General features: G+C 72.3%; 13 protein-coding genes and 1 tRNA gene. 8 read left to right on the top strand and 6 right to left on the bottom strand.

What is annotated here, in order from left to right:
* Positions 1-130 precede the first annotated feature (130 nt).
* The gene (locus tag WN71_RS26210; RefSeq protein WP_046592051.1) at positions 131-520 is read left to right on the top strand and encodes a hypothetical protein; all 390 of its coding nucleotides are present in this window, start codon (positions 131-133) and stop codon (positions 518-520) included.
* Between the two features lie 115 nt (positions 521-635).
* On the opposite strand, the gene WN71_RS26205 is transcribed toward WN71_RS26210, so the two are convergent.
* A complete protein-coding gene (locus WN71_RS26205) occupies positions 636-1,220 on the bottom strand; it encodes a DinB family protein (RefSeq protein ID WP_046592067.1) in 585 nt (194 codons plus the stop codon).
* Positions 1,221-1,424: 204 nt separating this feature from the next.
* Positions 1,425-3,059, bottom strand: coding sequence for a M48 family metallopeptidase (locus tag WN71_RS26200; RefSeq protein WP_046592050.1), 1,635 nt, complete (start codon positions 3,057-3,059; stop codon positions 1,425-1,427).
* Positions 3,060-3,604: 545 nt separating this feature from the next.
* Here WN71_RS26200 and WN71_RS26195 point away from each other — a divergent pair.
* Positions 3,605-3,889 (top strand): hypothetical protein, encoded by a 285-nt coding sequence (locus tag WN71_RS26195; protein WP_046592049.1) that lies wholly within the window; start codon positions 3,605-3,607, stop codon positions 3,887-3,889.
* A gap of 440 nt (positions 3,890-4,329) precedes the next feature.
* Here WN71_RS26195 and WN71_RS26190 read toward each other — a convergent pair whose 3' ends face one another.
* The gene (locus WN71_RS26190; RefSeq protein WP_046592048.1) at positions 4,330-4,719 is read right to left on the bottom strand and encodes a VOC family protein; all 390 of its coding nucleotides are present in this window, start codon (positions 4,717-4,719) and stop codon (positions 4,330-4,332) included.
* 188 nt (positions 4,720-4,907) lie between these two features.
* On the opposite strand from WN71_RS26190, the gene WN71_RS26185 reads away from it, so the two are divergent.
* The gene (locus tag WN71_RS26185; RefSeq protein ID WP_046592047.1) at positions 4,908-5,774 is read left to right on the top strand and encodes a LysR family transcriptional regulator; all 867 of its coding nucleotides are present in this window, start codon (positions 4,908-4,910) and stop codon (positions 5,772-5,774) included.
* Positions 5,775-6,139: 365 nt separating this feature from the next.
* On the opposite strand, the gene WN71_RS41095 is transcribed toward WN71_RS26185, so the two are convergent.
* Positions 6,140-6,355 carry a hypothetical protein gene (locus WN71_RS41095; protein ID WP_046592046.1) on the bottom strand — a complete coding sequence of 72 codons (216 nt, stop codon included), beginning with the start codon at positions 6,353-6,355 and terminating at the stop codon, positions 6,140-6,142.
* A gap of 633 nt (positions 6,356-6,988) precedes the next feature.
* On the opposite strand from WN71_RS41095, the gene WN71_RS26175 reads away from it, so the two are divergent.
* Positions 6,989-7,060: transfer RNA gene (locus tag WN71_RS26175), tRNA-Ser, on the top strand.
* 301 nt (positions 7,061-7,361) lie between these two features.
* On the opposite strand, the gene WN71_RS26170 is transcribed toward WN71_RS26175, so the two are convergent.
* A complete protein-coding gene (locus WN71_RS26170; RefSeq protein WP_046592045.1) occupies positions 7,362-7,958 on the bottom strand; it encodes a class I SAM-dependent methyltransferase in 597 nt (198 codons plus the stop codon).
* A gap of 203 nt (positions 7,959-8,161) precedes the next feature.
* Positions 8,162-8,698, bottom strand: coding sequence for a hypothetical protein (locus tag WN71_RS26165; protein WP_046592044.1), 537 nt, complete (start codon positions 8,696-8,698; stop codon positions 8,162-8,164).
* Positions 8,699-9,443: 745 nt separating this feature from the next.
* Here WN71_RS26165 and WN71_RS26160 point away from each other — a divergent pair.
* Genes WN71_RS26160 through WN71_RS26145 form a run of 4 tightly spaced genes read left to right on the top strand, consistent with a single transcriptional unit; the run spans position 9,444 to position 13,982 of the window.
* Positions 9,444-10,394 carry a conjugal transfer protein gene (locus tag WN71_RS26160; protein ID WP_046592043.1) on the top strand — a complete coding sequence of 317 codons (951 nt, stop codon included), beginning with the start codon at positions 9,444-9,446 and terminating at the stop codon, positions 10,392-10,394.
* The gene (locus WN71_RS26155) at positions 10,391-10,738 is read left to right on the top strand and encodes a hypothetical protein (RefSeq protein ID WP_240529767.1); all 348 of its coding nucleotides are present in this window, start codon (positions 10,391-10,393) and stop codon (positions 10,736-10,738) included. Before WN71_RS26160 ends, WN71_RS26155 begins: the two co-directional genes overlap by 4 nt.
* A complete protein-coding gene (locus WN71_RS26150) occupies positions 10,735-11,271 on the top strand; it encodes a hypothetical protein (protein WP_046592042.1) in 537 nt (178 codons plus the stop codon). Before WN71_RS26155 ends, WN71_RS26150 begins: the two co-directional genes overlap by 4 nt.
* On the top strand, positions 11,268-13,982 hold the full coding sequence (locus WN71_RS26145; protein WP_079178119.1) for an ATP-binding protein: 2,715 nt from the start codon (positions 11,268-11,270) through the stop codon (positions 13,980-13,982). The genes WN71_RS26150 and WN71_RS26145 overlap by 4 nt, the downstream gene beginning before the upstream one ends.
* Positions 13,983-14,373 lie beyond the last annotated feature (391 nt).

Here is a 14,373-nt window from a genome sequence, read left to right as displayed (position 1 = left end):
GTGCGTGCGTGCGGGGTGCGTGAGGCCGAGTCACCGTGCCGTGCCCACGTCGTTCGCCACAGAACGTTCCCGGACGTCGTCACTCTCGTCCGGGCAGGCCCCCGTTGGACCACACCACCAGGAGGAACCGGTGTCGTACCCGCAACTGCTCACCCCCGAGGAGAAACTCACCGACGCGAAAAGGCTGCTGGGCCTCCCGCAGATCGTCGTGATCTGCGGCTCCACCCGCTTCATGGCCAAGATGAACGAGGCCGACCTGCGGGAGACCACAGCCGGAAGAATCGTCGTCAAGCCGGGCTGTGACCTGAAGTCGCCGCACGCACTCTGGTCCGATCCTGCCGAGGCTGCGGCGCTGAAGGTGCGGCTCGACGATCTGCACCGGGCGAAGATCCGGCTCGCCGACGAGGTCCTCGTGGTCGGCGACTACATCGGAGACAGCACCCGGGCCGAGATCGCCTACGCCCGGTCGCTCGGCAAGCCCGTGCGGTTCACGCACCCCGAAGTCGACCCCGACGCCTGACCGCCCGCCGCCGCTTCGACGGCCGGGGACGGCAGCCCGCCGCCTGACCGTCGAGCGACGGCTTCGGCCGTCGCCCCCTCCACACCCTTCCCGGGAAGCCCCCGGAATTGATCATCTAGGCCTTGATCGGTGCGGCCGTCACGGCGGCCTGCTCGATCTTCGCCCAGTACGCTGCGCGGGCTTCCTCGTCGATCTGTTGCTCGTGCTCGGGGCGCATTCCGGTCCGGCCGTCGAGGCCCTCACGCAGGATGTCGGCGTGCCCGGCATGCCGGTTGGTCTCGCCGAGGACGTGAACCATGACGGCGAACAGGTTCGTGTTGGGACGAGGTTCCGGCCACCACGGCACGTGGCCGGGGGCGTCCAGGGGAAGCTCGTCGATCGTCGCGTCCGCGTGTTCCCACGTGCGTCGGCAGAATCCGATGATCTGGTCGCGGGTCTCGTCCGCGGTCGCCCACAGGTCGCCGCCGTCGTGGTCCTGCCACCGGGGCAGGGGTTCCGGGGAGGGGCGGTCGAAGACCTCGCCGAAGTACCTGGCCTCGACGGACGCCACGTGTTTGACCAGGCCGAGGAGGTTGGTCCCGGTCACTGTCAAAGGTCGGCGGGCGTCGTATTCGGACAAGCCGTCGAGTTTCCAGAGCAGCGCCTGGCGGTCCCGCCGCAGTCTCCCGTGCAGGATGTCCTTCGCGAATTCATCGATCATGTGGCGCGAGCCTGCCATGGGCTGTTCGTGGCCTCAAGGTCCCTTACGTGATCGCGTACTTGGTCCGCGCCGGCCGGCAGAGCCGGGCCTGCCCGCGGACGCCGCCCCGAGCCGCTGGAGAAGGTCGCGAACCGTGCCACGTGAGACAGCCGCGTGAGACGGACCGGGACCGATCCGTCGAGAAAGGATCCGGCCGCGCACCGGCTATGTGGACGCGCCGTCGGGGCCGATGAGCAGGGCGCGCAGCGGGGCGGTGTCGGGGGTGTCGGCTACGGCCGCGTCGATGGCGTCGTCCATGCCTTTCTCCCACGGCTCGGGCAGGAGGAGTCCGGGCTGCCCCGACCAGGCGATGTCCGGTGTGGCGTGTCCCGACTCGACGAGTCTCAGGTGGATCAGGCCCGCGAGCCCGTCGAAGATCTTGGGCCGGATGAAGTTGCGGGCGGACGGGCCTGTCAGCCGGGACGCCTGATGCGGCTTGGGCATGCGGTCGGCGACGGCCATCCACAGCAGGCCGCGGTCGATCGCGTCGAGTATCTCCTCCAAGCCGGGCAAGGGGTCGTTCCCCGCCGTCCCCGCGTCCTCGGCCGGGGCTTGTCGGGGTGCGGGCACCGTTCCCTCGGTGCTCTGCGCCGATGCGCGAAGTGCCCTGGCGACGGCGGTACGCAGCGGCCGGGACCAGTGGTCCGCGTCCTCGACCGCGCGGGCCAGGACGAGGTCGTCCCAACTCCTGCGCCGCAGGAGTGCCGTCTCCTGCGACAACGTGTGTTCCTCCAGTGCGGCGAAGACCCGGTCCGTGTCCCGCAGGAGGGTGAGCGCGGCCGGTCCGTCGGCCGGCTCGGAGGGCCGCTCGTCGGAGGGCCGCTCGTCGGTGGGCAGTTCCTCGATCCGGGCGATGCGTTGCGCTGTCGGCGGGTGCGAGTCGTACGGGTGCGGCCGCGGTGGACGCTGCCCGGCGGAGAGCTCGGCGAGCCGCTCCCCGGTACGGGCGGCGAGCAGCCGGCGGAATCCGCCGTGCACCTCGCCCACCGGCGGCAGCGCTCCCTGCGACCTGCCCATCCCGGCGTACGTCTCCCGGTAGTGGGCGTACGCACCAGCGAGCACCGGCTGGAGGCGCAGGGCGGCGGCCGTCGTGTCACGCCCTGCGTACCGGGCGGCCATCCGGTCGGCGGCGAACTCCTGGTGGCGTGCGACGGACTGTGAGGTACGCAGGAACATCCGGGCGTAGCCGACGTACAGGGAACCGATCACGAAGTGGAACCTGGTTCCGCCCCGCTGGAAGGCCTCCACCGTGTGCACCACTGCTTTCCGGCCGCGCATCGTGACACCGCCGAGCCGGGTGTCGAGGTTCGCGTAGTGGCCGAACTCGTGGGCGAGGACGGCGCGCAGCTGCGGGACGGTCAGCCCGGCGAGCAGCGGCAGACCGAGGTGCATGCGGCGGCGTCCGGGCCGCAGCCCCAGCAGGCGGCTGTGTTCGGCGACTCCCGCGTTGACCTCGGCGTCCAGGTAGAGCTCGTCCGGCGGCCGTTGCCCCGCGGCTTCGGCGGCGACTCGTATCTGTTCCCACAGCTCGGGCTGGTCCTCAGGAGGGACCGGAACCGCGTCCACCACCGGGCCGAGGCGTCCGGCTCGCAGAAAGGCGAACATGCCTCGCACGATCGCGGCCGCCAGCAGAACGGTGATGGTCACGACCATGCCTTCCAGCCAGGCCGCCCGCGCGGTGAACAGGCGTGTCATCAGCAGCCAGTCGAGCACCGCCATGGCCGACAGCAGCACCACGCCCATCAGGAAGAAGCCGACCAGCAGCGCGAACGCGCGGGCGGCCCGCAGTCGAAACGTCATCGAGAAATCTCCCACCCACCTGGTTCAGCAGCCTGAGAAGGCCGACGCGCTCGCGGATACTACCTGCGGCTTTCCCGACGGATCCGCCTCCCCCCGAGGCATCGAGTCGGACGTGCAGGCCGGCGCGTCGTCGCTCTTGGATGTCGGACGGATGAGTGTCCCGTCCTGGCGCGGGCACCATCGGGGGCGAGGTGCCGGATGGTGACGGCACCGGCCGTGAGGTGTCACGTGGTCCCCGCGGGGTGGACATGGCAGAACTCGGCGTCGGGAGGCACGCCCCGCATCCGTCTCATGTCCGCGGGGGTCAGCATGTCGGCCCGCAGGAGCACCTCGCCGTCGTACTCCTCCGAGGCTGCCCCACTCCACGGCGACGCCCTCTCGTGGCGGACGGGCGCCAGGCCGTACGCCCGGGCCGGCGGCCGCCGTTCGGATCACCCGAGGCGGCCCTTCAGGTGACTGCCGGAAGCCTCATGAGGCAGGCAGCCGTCGCAGGGGTACGCCGTCCCAGCAGAGAACGAACCCACAACCCCCTGAGGAGTCTGGCGATGTACGCAGCAGTCCGGCGGTACGAAGGGGTGACCGATGCGGCCGAGGCGGCCCGTCTCGTGAACGAGGGGTTCGTGGCGCTCATGCGGGAGGTCTCCGGCTTCGTGGCCTACTACTGGATCGATGCCGGCGACGGAGTGATGGTCTCGACCAGCATCTTCCAGGACCGGGCCGGTGCCGAGGAATCGATCTCGAGGGCTGCGGACTTCGTGCGGGACAACCTCGCGTCCCTGCTCCCCAACCCGCCCCAGGTCATGGCGGGCGAGGTGGTGGCTTCCTCGTGACGGTGTGCGGAGCGGCCACACCACGCCTCCCGGGGTTGACCGGCCTGCAGCGCACACCTGGTCGGCCTGCACCGCATTGATCTCCGCCTCGCTTGCACCGAAGACGTGCGGCTCCTGGGCACGCCGGCCGGGCGGGGTGTGGTGTGGTTGAGCGGGTGACCGGCGTCAAGCTGGCCCGGGCCTTGGCCGGCGGCTGCTGACCGGGCGGCTGGGGTGGAGTCTGCAGCGGCCCGGGGGCCGGGTCGCCGAGCGGGACGCGTCGGGTTCGCCCGGTGGGCCGGCGAGGGGTGGCCGCGAAGTCCTGCCATCATCACCTGTGGGTCGCGGTCGTCCGTCTGCGAGCGTCGTCGAAGCCTTGTGCCCGGGGCGCCGTGCCCGGGCTCCTGGTCCGGGATCCGGGCCGCATCGGTTCACCGGTCCGAGGGCCCGACGTCGTGCGCTCACGCCTCCGGCGGATACCAGCGCAGTTCCACCGTATTGCCGTCGGGGTCCTGAACGTAGAGGGAGACCGCCGTGCCCCGGGCGCCGAAGCGCCTGCCGGGTCCGTCCAGCACGGTGAAGACGCCGGAATCGACGACCTCTTGCCAGTCGAGCGGCTCGACCACCAGGCAGATGTGATCGACGTTGGATCCATGCGTCCGGTCGGCCGGCTCCTGGACGAGGTCGATGATGGTGGTGGGGCTCACCCGTACGGACGGGAAGGGTGCGGTGCCGGCCCGCCACTCCTCCACCCGCACCGGCTGCAGGCCCAGCGGGCCGAGGTAGAAGGCGAGCGAGCGTTCGATGTCGGTGACGTTCAGGACGAGGTGGTCGAAGTCGATCACACGCATGGGTGTCTCCGCGGGGGTCGGGGCGCGCGGTGCGCCAGCCGGAAGGGCGGGCATGGCCGGTGCGGGCCGTGCCTGGCGGGGGCTGTCGCCGACGGTGCGGTCGGCCACGGTCCGAGCATCGCCGCACAGGCATCCATCGGTCCAACGCATGTTTGTCATGCGATCGATCGTGTTCCACGATTGATCGCATGGATCTCCAGCAGATGCGGTACGTCGTCGCCGTGGCCGAGACTGCCAGCTTCACCCGCGCGGCCGAGGCGTGCCACGTCGTCCAGTCCGCGCTCAGCCACCAAGTGGCCCGGCTGGAAAAGGAGCTGGGTGCCCGGCTGTTCGAGCGGACCAGCCGCCGGGTGCGGCTGACCACCGCCGGGGAGGCGTTCCTGCCCGCGGCCCGCCAGGCGCTCGAGGCGGCCGAGCGGGCACGGGCGGAGGTCGCAGCAGCCACCGGTGAGATACGCGGGCGGCTGACCGTCGGCTCCATCCCCACCGTCGCCGCCGTCGATCTCCCCTCCGTGATCCGGACCTACCGCCGGCGCTACCCGCAGGTGCGGTTCAGCCTCCGGGCGGGTTCCAGCGAAAGGCTCGTCGAGCAGGTGCGCGACGGCGCGCTGGACGCGGCGTTCCTCGGTGTGCAGCCCGGCTTCCTTCCGCAGGGGGTCCGGGACAGAGAAATCGGCCAGGGCCGGCACGTCGCGGTGATGGCCCCGGACCATCCGCTGGCCGCCCGTCACGAGGTGGACCTGCGCCTGATGGCGGGCGAGGTGTTCGTGGACTTCGCCGACGGCAGCGCCGCCCGCGCCCAGTCCGACCAGGCGTTCGCCGCACTCGGCCTGCGTCGCGAGGTCGCCTTCGAGGTGTCCGGGGTCGAGCTCATGCTCCGTATGGTCCGCCAGGCACTGGGCATCGCGCTGCTGCCCGGCGCCTTCGGCGCGGAACTGCACGGACTGCGGTGCGTGCCGATCACCGACGGCCCGGTACGGGTGGAGCGACTCGTGTGGAGCCGGTTTCCCCCGACGCCCGCGGCCGCCGCATTCCTCGCCCTGCTCGACGTATGACCCCCCGTCCGTGAGACGGTTGTTGAACCGGTAGCCGGGGGCTGTTCACGCGGATCGGCGAGCCGTGCGGGCAGCGCGATCGGGGCCGCCACCCCGAGGAGGATCTTCAGCCTCGCGCTTTCACGGGAGAGCGGATGTCTGTGCCGGTGTCGGCGCCCCGCATCGGGGTCGGCCGGCCTCGCACCCGGTCCGACCACGTCGTGGCCGGCAAGGCCTACACATCCCGCGAGAACCGCCGCTACCTGCGACGACTTGGCATTTCCCACACCGTCCCCGAACACCTCGATGAGCGACGACACCGACCCAACCGCGGACGGCTGCGGATCGACGCGGAACGCGCCCGCTCCCACGATCGGCAGGCCGGTTCAGGCAGCGGGGTCCTCGTCTGCGCGGCCCCCGGTGCCGAGGGTGCGCCGTGTCGTCGGGGCTGTCGCCTGGGAGGTGCCGAGAACTCCGCGGGCACGCATCTCGTCCAGGTCGGGCAGGCGGACGCCCGGCAGGCCATCGATCAGGTCGGCCTGGGCGGCGCGGATGTTGTGCGGGGCCGAAGGGCCGTCGCCAAGTGTGCGGCGGGCTGTCACGTGATCATCGTACGGTCGCGGGAGCCATATCTCCTACCCCCTTGATGTGCGCGAACAGCTGCGCAGTGCCGTGGCTGTTCGAGGTGTGCACCGTTGCGGGGTGCCCAGTGGCCTTCCCGCCCAGACAGGTGGACGCGATGGAGCGGCAACGTGAAATTCCGCGGGACGTACATGCCGTGCACCTTCCCGTCCCGCACGATGCCGACGGGCGCGCTGCCGTAGCGGCTGCGGGCGGCCTACGGCCGGCGCCGCCTGCGCCGGGAATGCGATACCGGTGACGTACTCGTACCGACCCCACTGCGAACCCGGGTCGATCGCGTACTCGATCCGCCCGTCGCCCGAGCCGCCATCGTCGTCCTCGCCCGCGCACCGACCCACGACGCCGCATCTGCCGCACCGGGGTGGGCCTCGTCGTCTGTGACGACAACGCCCACGCGTCGACACCACGTTCCAGCCGGCCGAGGACCGCTGCGAGTTCCTTCGCTTCGGACGCCCGTCCACTCCACCGACACCTCGCCCGCTCACAAACCCTTCGACCAGCGCCCGAAAACTTCCTACGATCAGTGCATGCGACCTGCCCCGGATCGCAGTTGGTCTCGGCCGACGAGGGCGACAGCCTGGAGCGGGGCGGTTGGCTCGTAAGCTCAGTCGGCCAGAGCTCCCGGCTGCTTGTCGGGGCGCGCAGGTTCGAATCCTGCCGAGTCTGCACAGCGTGGATCAGCTGCGGCTGCTTCCGGCCGGTCCGCGATGCGCCCCCGGGCCGATGCAGGATGATTCGCACCATCACGGCCACAGCTGTTTTCAAGTAGTGCCGTCCCCCTTTCAGATCTCCGCCTGCACCGCCCGCAGGACCTCCCTCCAGGAGAGTGCTTTACGCCGGGACAGCGCTCCGTTCAGGCTGAGGTGGAGGGTGCGGTGCAGCGGGTGGGGCGAGTTCATGATGGCCTCGTTGCGGGCCGCCAGGACGCCCGCGCGCAGGCGTCCTGGGCGTAGAACTCGCGCCCGCTCACCGGCTCTCCTTGCGCAGGACGGCCGTCTGCCACCACACCTCGGCCCGGCCGAGCCGGTCGGTGCCCTCTTCGGTGACCCGCACCCGGTGCAGCCCCGCCCGCTCTCCGTCGCGTACGACCTCCTCGGCGGGTACGTCGAACATCACCCGGTCCACGGGAGGTTCACCGCGGCGCAGCGACACCACCAGGAGGCCCGACTCGGCCAGCAGCGCGGCCAGACGCTCCATCGCCCGCAGACGTGTCGCGGGAGGCAGGTGCATCCACACCGCCGACAGCAGAACCAGGTCGAAAGGCCCCTCCGGGCGGGAAAGGTCGGGCAGCGCGTCCTGCACCCACCGGATGTTCGCGTCCGGGTGCAGGCGCTGCGCGACTTGGCGCAACTCGGTCACCGGCTCCACCGCGGCCACCTCGTAGCCGCGGGCCGCCAGTGCTGCGGCGTCCCGCCCGGTACCGGCGCCCACGTCCAGCACCTTCGCCGGGGCCGGCGGCAGCAGGTCCAGAACCGCGCCGTGCACGTCCTCGAAGGCGACGCTGCCGTAACGCTGCCCGAGGGCGGCGGCGTTGTGCGCGTAGTAGGGCTGGACACCCGCCACCACCGCATCCGCCGGTGAAGGCCCGCCGGATGCAGTCGAGTTCTCACCTGTAACGACCATGGCCACACGCTACGGGACCCCGCTGACAACACCTCCCGCGTACGTGGAAGGAGGGAGTTCGGAGCGGACTGCTTCGCCAGAACCACGGCGGCTGGCGGATGCACGGCGGATTGCGCAGGCCCACGCCCCAGGTCCCTGCGACATCACTCGGCGGCAGAGCTGAACGGGTGCAGCAATCCGTCACCGGGCCACAGGCGTGATCCTGCTTCCATCCAGTTCAGGTGCCACTCCGCCCCGGCGAGGACCTCGCGACGGTCCGCGGGACCGTAGGCCCGCTGGGCCCCGGACACGGAATCGACGACCCGGACCTCGCTGTCCGGGCCCGCGCACACCAAGGCCCGTGCGAGCGACGGCAGTTCCAGGCTGAGCGCGTCGCAGCCGCGATCGTGGACGAGGCGCAGGAGATCGCCGGTGACGGCCTCCCAGTCTCCGATGTCCGGCCAGCGTGCGCCGCCGTCCAGTTCGTGGGTGAGGGTGGAGATCGGCACGATCTCGCCGGGGCGGCGGGCGCTCACCAGGTGGGTGTGGATGCGGGCACCGTCAGGCTGGCGCACCTGGGGGTGCAGCAGGGACGCCGCGGCCACGATCGTGGTGTTGATCTCCCCGGCCCAGGCGGGGTAGTAGGGCTCGTGCGCGAAGAGCAGGTAGACGTGCGGAGCGGTCCGGTCGGGTCGGGACACGGGGATGGCTCCCTTCGAGGATCTGGGTGGTGGCGGATGCGCTGCGTGGGGCTGGTGGGCGGCCGGGGCTGCGAACTGCTGTGAAATCCAGGCCGCCGCCGAGGGCTTGGTGTCCCCCGCGTGTACCTGCCGCCAGCTCATCCGCCGACCCTGACCACACCGGCGGCCAGCGGACCTGACCATCCATCACGATCGGGCAACACCGGTGGCCGCACGGCACCAGCGGGTCCATGGTCAGCTGACCGCGCCTCCCGAGCGCGTCACGCGAGGACAGCGGTCCGCTTGCGCAGCACGGCCTCGTGCTGCGCAAGCGGACTGCGCAGCGTTCCGGTGGACGTGCGCACTCGAGGCTCCGTCCGGGGTTGCGCAGTGCAGCTGGGAAGTGCACTCGACGCCGTGCGCACTGGCCGCAGGCCGCCACTGCGCACCTGCGCAGTGGCGGCGGCCTGGTGTGACACCGCAGTTCACGCTGTCCACCGTCGCGGCGCCGGCTGTCGGTGCCACGGCGGACGGTGCGGTGCCCTCGCGCGCGGGACCGCCAGCCATACCTGCCGGGAGCTGGGACCCTCCGGGCGTTCCTCGCATGCATGCGTGCGGTCGGGGGCCTGGTCAGCCCGTGGTCGGGTGACCACAAGCCTCGTGTCGGGATCGTGACCGTGGTCAGGTGCCCGTGGTCGGCGTTGCGGTCAGGGGGCTCGGTTTGGCTCGGGCCGGTATCCACCCGTACCGACCTGGGAGTTCGACCATGTCTCCTGGCAAGCAGGCTTCACCTCGCCGCGATGCCGGGCCGGTTGCCGGCAGCATCCGGCTGCAACGGATGCGCCGCCGCGTCCGCCTTTCCCGCCTGGCCGTATGCGTCGCCCTGGCGACCGGGCCGCTCGCACTCGCGTTGTCCGTCACCTCGGGTGCGCATGCCGACACCGACACCGACGCCGCCCCGCGCACGCCGGCTCCCCTGCGCACGAATGCCGCGGCCACGGACGGGGCGAGCGGGTGTGCGCAGTTGTTCGTCGGCGCGTGGCTGCGCAGCAGTGCCGGCGATGCGGACTCTGCGCAGGCGCGGCTTGCGCGGCGGCTCGGCCCGGCGGTCGACCTGCCCGATCGCGTTGTTGATGCGCAGCCGGGGCTGCAGGCCGTCTTGGCGGTGCGCAGTGCGCAGGTGTCGGCTGCACAGTCGTTGGTGACGGTGGCTGCGCAGGACGCCGACGGTCGGGTGCGCTACTACGCGGTGCCGGTGGCCGCGGACGAGGGCGGCGCCCGGTGCGTGGTGACGGCGGCGCCCGCCGCGGTGGCCGGTCCCGGACGCGCCACGGCAGGACCGTCCTCGTACGCGGTGACGGTGCCGACCGGCAGCGAAGTGGCCTCGTCGGTGGGCGAGTTCCTCACCGCCTATCTGACCGGTGCCGGGCGGATCGACCGCTACCTCGCCCCTGACGTCTCGCTGTCCGCCGTCGAACCCGCCGCCTACCAGGCCGTGTCGGTGACCGGGCTCGAGGCCCGAGAGACCACGCCGATCGCCGGCACGGCTGCCGCGGACGGCACCACGGTGCACGTGCTGGCCCAGGTGGAGGCCCGGGACGCCGCTGCGCGGTGGCCGCTCGCCTACGCCCTCACCCTGCGGGCCCGCTCCGGCCGGTGGGAAGTGGCCGCCTTCGAAGCCGGCTCAGCCACGCAGAGCGGGGGCGGGCGCTCATGAGCGCGGTCCACGAAGTGCTGCTGGCGGGACAGTTGGACGATCTGGGCAACTCCTGGATCGCGATGTTCCAGCACTGGGGCGACACCGGACTGCAGGCGGGCCTGGTCGTCCTGGTGGTCGTCGGCATGATCCAGAAATTCAGCGTCAAGGCCGGCATCGGCGCGCTGATCCTGCTCGTCATCGCGCTGGGCCTGTACAACTCCCGCGAGCAGCTGGCGGACATGTTCAGCGACGAGGTCCAACACCCCGCGAAGTCCGCCCCCACCACCCCCGGCAGCCGGCCGTACGCCGTTTCCGTGCCGCCACTGTCAACGTCTGTTGCCCGCGCGGAGGGTGAGCTGTGAGCGCGGCCGGCGGGCAGCAGGTGGCCCGGTACTACACCGCGGCCCGGCGTCATCCGTGGGTGCTGGGCAAGATGGGCGACTGGCGCGTGCCGCTGGGGCCCTACACGCCCGCGCAGATCGCGGTGGCAGTCGTCGGCGGCTATCTCCTCGTCAAGACGATCGCCTGGTGGTCGTGGCTGGGGCCCGTGCCGGTGATCGTGTGGGGTGTGGCGATCTGGGCGGTACGCCGCCCAAGGATCGGCGGCCGTGCCCCGTTGTCGGCGGCGCTGGGCTGGGCACTGCTGGCCGCGCAACCGCGCGGTGGCCGTATCGGCGGCACAACGGCCCGCCCGAGGACGCCCCGCACGCTGCTGGGCGGCTTCACCGTTGAGAGTTCACCATCCGCTTCCGGCGCCGGGGCCTCGGCCCCCCGGCACGACTCCCGCCCCGAGCCGGTCCGCTGCGCTGCGCGCAGCCCGGTCGGCGCGGTGTCGGGCGTCCAGCGGCTCCTCCTGCTCGCCGAGCGCGAAGGGCCCGAAGGGGGTGTGCGGTGAGGGTGCCGATCCGGCACATCGCCGGGCATCTGCTGTGGTCGACGCAGGGCGGGGTGTGGGCGCTCTACCGTCTGCGCCCCGGCTCCGGTCAGCAGGCGCAGGGACGGGAGGAGACGGTCCAGGGCACCTACACCGCGGCAGCGGTCCGTGACGAGCAGCTGGCAAGGATCACGCACCTGGTCCGCTCCCTGTCCGGAGCGCCGCGCCTGTTCGGCCTCTGCGCCCGGGTCGACCCGGGTGAGGTCGCGCTGCGCATGATCGAAGGTGTCGACCCCGACGACGCGCCGCCCGGTGCCGGCCCGCATCCGTGGGCCGAGGGCGTCGAGGCCGTGCTGGATCTGCTGGGCGGGCAGGAGATGCACCGGCGCACCCTGTGGCTGGCCGTGCCTTTGAGGGATGCGCCTGGTCTGCACGGTGCGCATCTGGCGGCGGTGTGGGCGCAGTTCGCGCCCTCGCTCGGCCTGCGTGCGGCGCCGGTGGGGGTGCGCGAGGTGACCGCCTACCGGGAGCAGGCGGCGCGGGTCGAGGCGGCGCTGGCGGGCTCGGTCGCGGTGCGTGCGGCACGCCCGGCGGAGATCGTGTGGATGATCCAGCACGCGCTGCACCGGGGTCTTGCGGAGCCGCTGCTCGCCGAGGCCGAGTCCGGCGCTCTGTACGGCGGGCAGCTGCGTGACGGGGTGCTGTACTCCCCCAGCTACGCCGACCTGGGCCAGGCCCGTCTGCAGGAAGGCGGCACCCTCTCCCAGGCCGCAGAACGCGCCGACGCCCCCGGGACGAGCGGCTCCGCCGCGCACCCGGCACGGCGGCGGCCGCGACGGCTGCGTGCAGCGGGCGGCTCGCCCCTGGCGCGGCGCTGGCTGGAGGTGGAGACGGAGGCAGGGTGCGGCTATCAGGCCCATCTGGCGCTGGCCGAGTGCCCGCCCGCGCTGAGCGCGGAGGCCGCCGATCTGTTCGCCCAGCTGGAGAGCCTGACGTTTCCTGTCGACTACACGGTCGACCTCACCCTGGTGCCGGCCGAGACGGCCCGCCAGCAGGTACGCCGCAAACGCAACGAACTGGTCGACCAGGTGGACCAGTACGACGCCCGCCCCACGGGCACGCCCGCCTCTCTTGCGGAGGCCGGCCGGGACCTGGGCGAACTGGAAGGCCGCCTGTCACGGACCTCCGTCGAGGTGGAGGTGCAGTCGGTGACCGCGCTGACCGTGTGGGGTCCGACCGCCGCCGTCTGCGACGCGCGCGCCCGCACCCTCGCCGCGCTGCTGTCCGGCGCGGACTACCGGGCGGTGCGCCCGGCCGGACTGCAGGAGGCCCTGTTCACGCTCGGCCTGCCCGGCAGCCTGCGGCCGGGGCTGGTGCGGGAGTTCACGCAGCATCAGCTGTCCGAGGACTGGGCCATGTCCGGTGCCTTCACCGTCTGCGAGGTGGGCGATCCGGACGGGATGTTCCTCGGGGTCGATCTCGACAGCGGCACCACCCGCCCCGTCACGATCAACATCGGGGACGCGCCGAAGCACGACGCCTCCGCCTCGATGGGCGTCGTCGGCGACCTCGGCGCGGGCAAGAGCGTGCTGCAAAAACTCGTCGCCGAGGCAGTGTGGGCGCGCGGCGGGATCGCGGTCTGCATCGACCGCACCCCCGTGCGCGAGTGGGCCGCCTTCGCCCGCAGCGCGACCCGCGAGCGCTGCCAGATCATCGACGCCGCCCGCGCCCGGGTCTCCATCGACCCGCTGCGCCTGTTCCCCGGGCCGGCGGGGCGCCACTACGCCCTGTCCTACCTGACCCTGCAGCTCGGCATCGCCCCGATGAGCACCAACGGCGAAGTCCTGCACCACGCGGTCGAACAGGCCGCCGACGGCCCGCAGCCCTCCATGCACCGTGTCCTTCAGGTGCTCCAGGAGATGGCCGCCCGCGGCAGCGGGCGGCGCCAGGACGCGGCCGCGACCCTGGCCGGGCTCCTCCGCGTCGTGGCCGGCAACGCACTGGCGGCGATGGTGTTCGATCCGGCGCTCGCCCCGGTCCGGCTGGACGCCTCCGCGGCCTCCGACCTGATCGTGATCACGACGGCCGGCCTGACCCTGCCCCCGCGGGCCGCCTTCGACACACCGGAGGTACTGCACCAGCAGCCGCTGGAGGCGCTGATCGGGCGGGCGGTGCTCTACCTGATCGCGGCCATCGCCCGGCAGACCGCGTTCGAGGACCCGACACGGTTCTGCGCCGTCGTCGCGGACGAGCTGTACTGGCTGACCTCCTCGGCCGAGGGCACCGCCCTGGTCCACGAGATCCTCCACGACGGCCGCAAGCACGGCGCGGGACTCCTGGCCGGCTCCCACGACGCGAACGAACTGGGCCCCGACCGCGGCCTGATGGCCTACCGGGCCCTGGCGCGCACCACGGACCGCGAACGTGCCCGCCGCGGCCTGGAGTTCATCGGCCTCGACCCCGGCGACGACCGTCTGCTGCGGCTGGTGACCAGCGGCCTGTCCCCCGTCGGACAGCCGGGCCGCGAGGGCGAGTTCCTGCTGACCTGCCCACGGCAGAACACCGGCCGCGTCAAGGTCGTCATCCCCCGCATCGCGCGGATCGCCGACGCCATCACCACCACCCCCGGCCGCCGGGCCACGAAGGTCGAGACCACCGGCGGCCTGCGCCTCGGCACAGACCCGGCCCACTCCACGGCGGACCTCCCCTCCTCACAGGAGCAGATCCGATGAGCGCCCCTCCTCGCGCGGCACGCAGCGAACCCCTCTCCCGCGCATCCCGAGGACGGTGGGTGCTCGCGGTGGCGGTCGGCGGCGCCGTACTCCTCATCGTGCTCGCCTCGTGCCTGCCCGAACCGTGGTGGCCCCGTGCGCAGCACTCCGGCACCGCCGCCACCGCGGCGGCCGGCGCGTCGCTGACTCAGCGCGCCGAGGACGGTCCCTGTGCTCTGATCGCAGGCCCGGCCCGCACGTACTGCCGTCGCGGAGCCGCCACGGCGACGCGAGGGCCGCGAAACGATGCCCGCCCCGGTCCGAGTGCCGGTACAACAGCGGGTTCGGCGGCACGCCTGCTCGTGCCGGCCGCCGCAGCCACGACAGCGGCAACCTGGTGGCGGCGCCGGCG

Origin of the sequence: Streptomyces mangrovisoli, assembly GCF_000974985.2 — a bacterium.
GTDB lineage: Bacteria > Actinomycetota > Actinomycetes > Streptomycetales > Streptomycetaceae > Streptomyces > Streptomyces mangrovisoli.
Note: the sequence above shows the minus strand (reverse complement) of the source record. Positions and strands in the feature narration are given on the sequence as shown.

What these genes read in the sequence shown, in the direction of transcription:
- WN71_RS26205 (WP_046592067.1), bottom strand. Translation starts at nt 1,220, where the DNA reads ATGATCGATGAATTCGCGAAGGACATCCTGCACGGGAGACTGCGGCGG.
- WN71_RS26200 (WP_046592050.1), bottom strand. Translation starts at nt 3,059, where the DNA reads ATGACGTTTCGACTGCGGGCCGCCCGCGCGTTCGCGCTGCTGGTCGGC.
- WN71_RS26195 (WP_046592049.1), top strand. Translation starts at nt 3,605, where the DNA reads ATGTACGCAGCAGTCCGGCGGTACGAAGGGGTGACCGATGCGGCCGAG.
- WN71_RS26190 (WP_046592048.1), bottom strand. Translation starts at nt 4,719, where the DNA reads ATGCGTGTGATCGACTTCGACCACCTCGTCCTGAACGTCACCGACATC.
- WN71_RS26185 (WP_046592047.1), top strand. Translation starts at nt 4,908, where the DNA reads ATGGATCTCCAGCAGATGCGGTACGTCGTCGCCGTGGCCGAGACTGCC.
- WN71_RS26160 (WP_046592043.1), top strand. Translation starts at nt 9,444, where the DNA reads ATGTCTCCTGGCAAGCAGGCTTCACCTCGCCGCGATGCCGGGCCGGTT.
- WN71_RS26155 (WP_240529767.1), top strand. Translation starts at nt 10,391, where the DNA reads ATGAGCGCGGTCCACGAAGTGCTGCTGGCGGGACAGTTGGACGATCTG.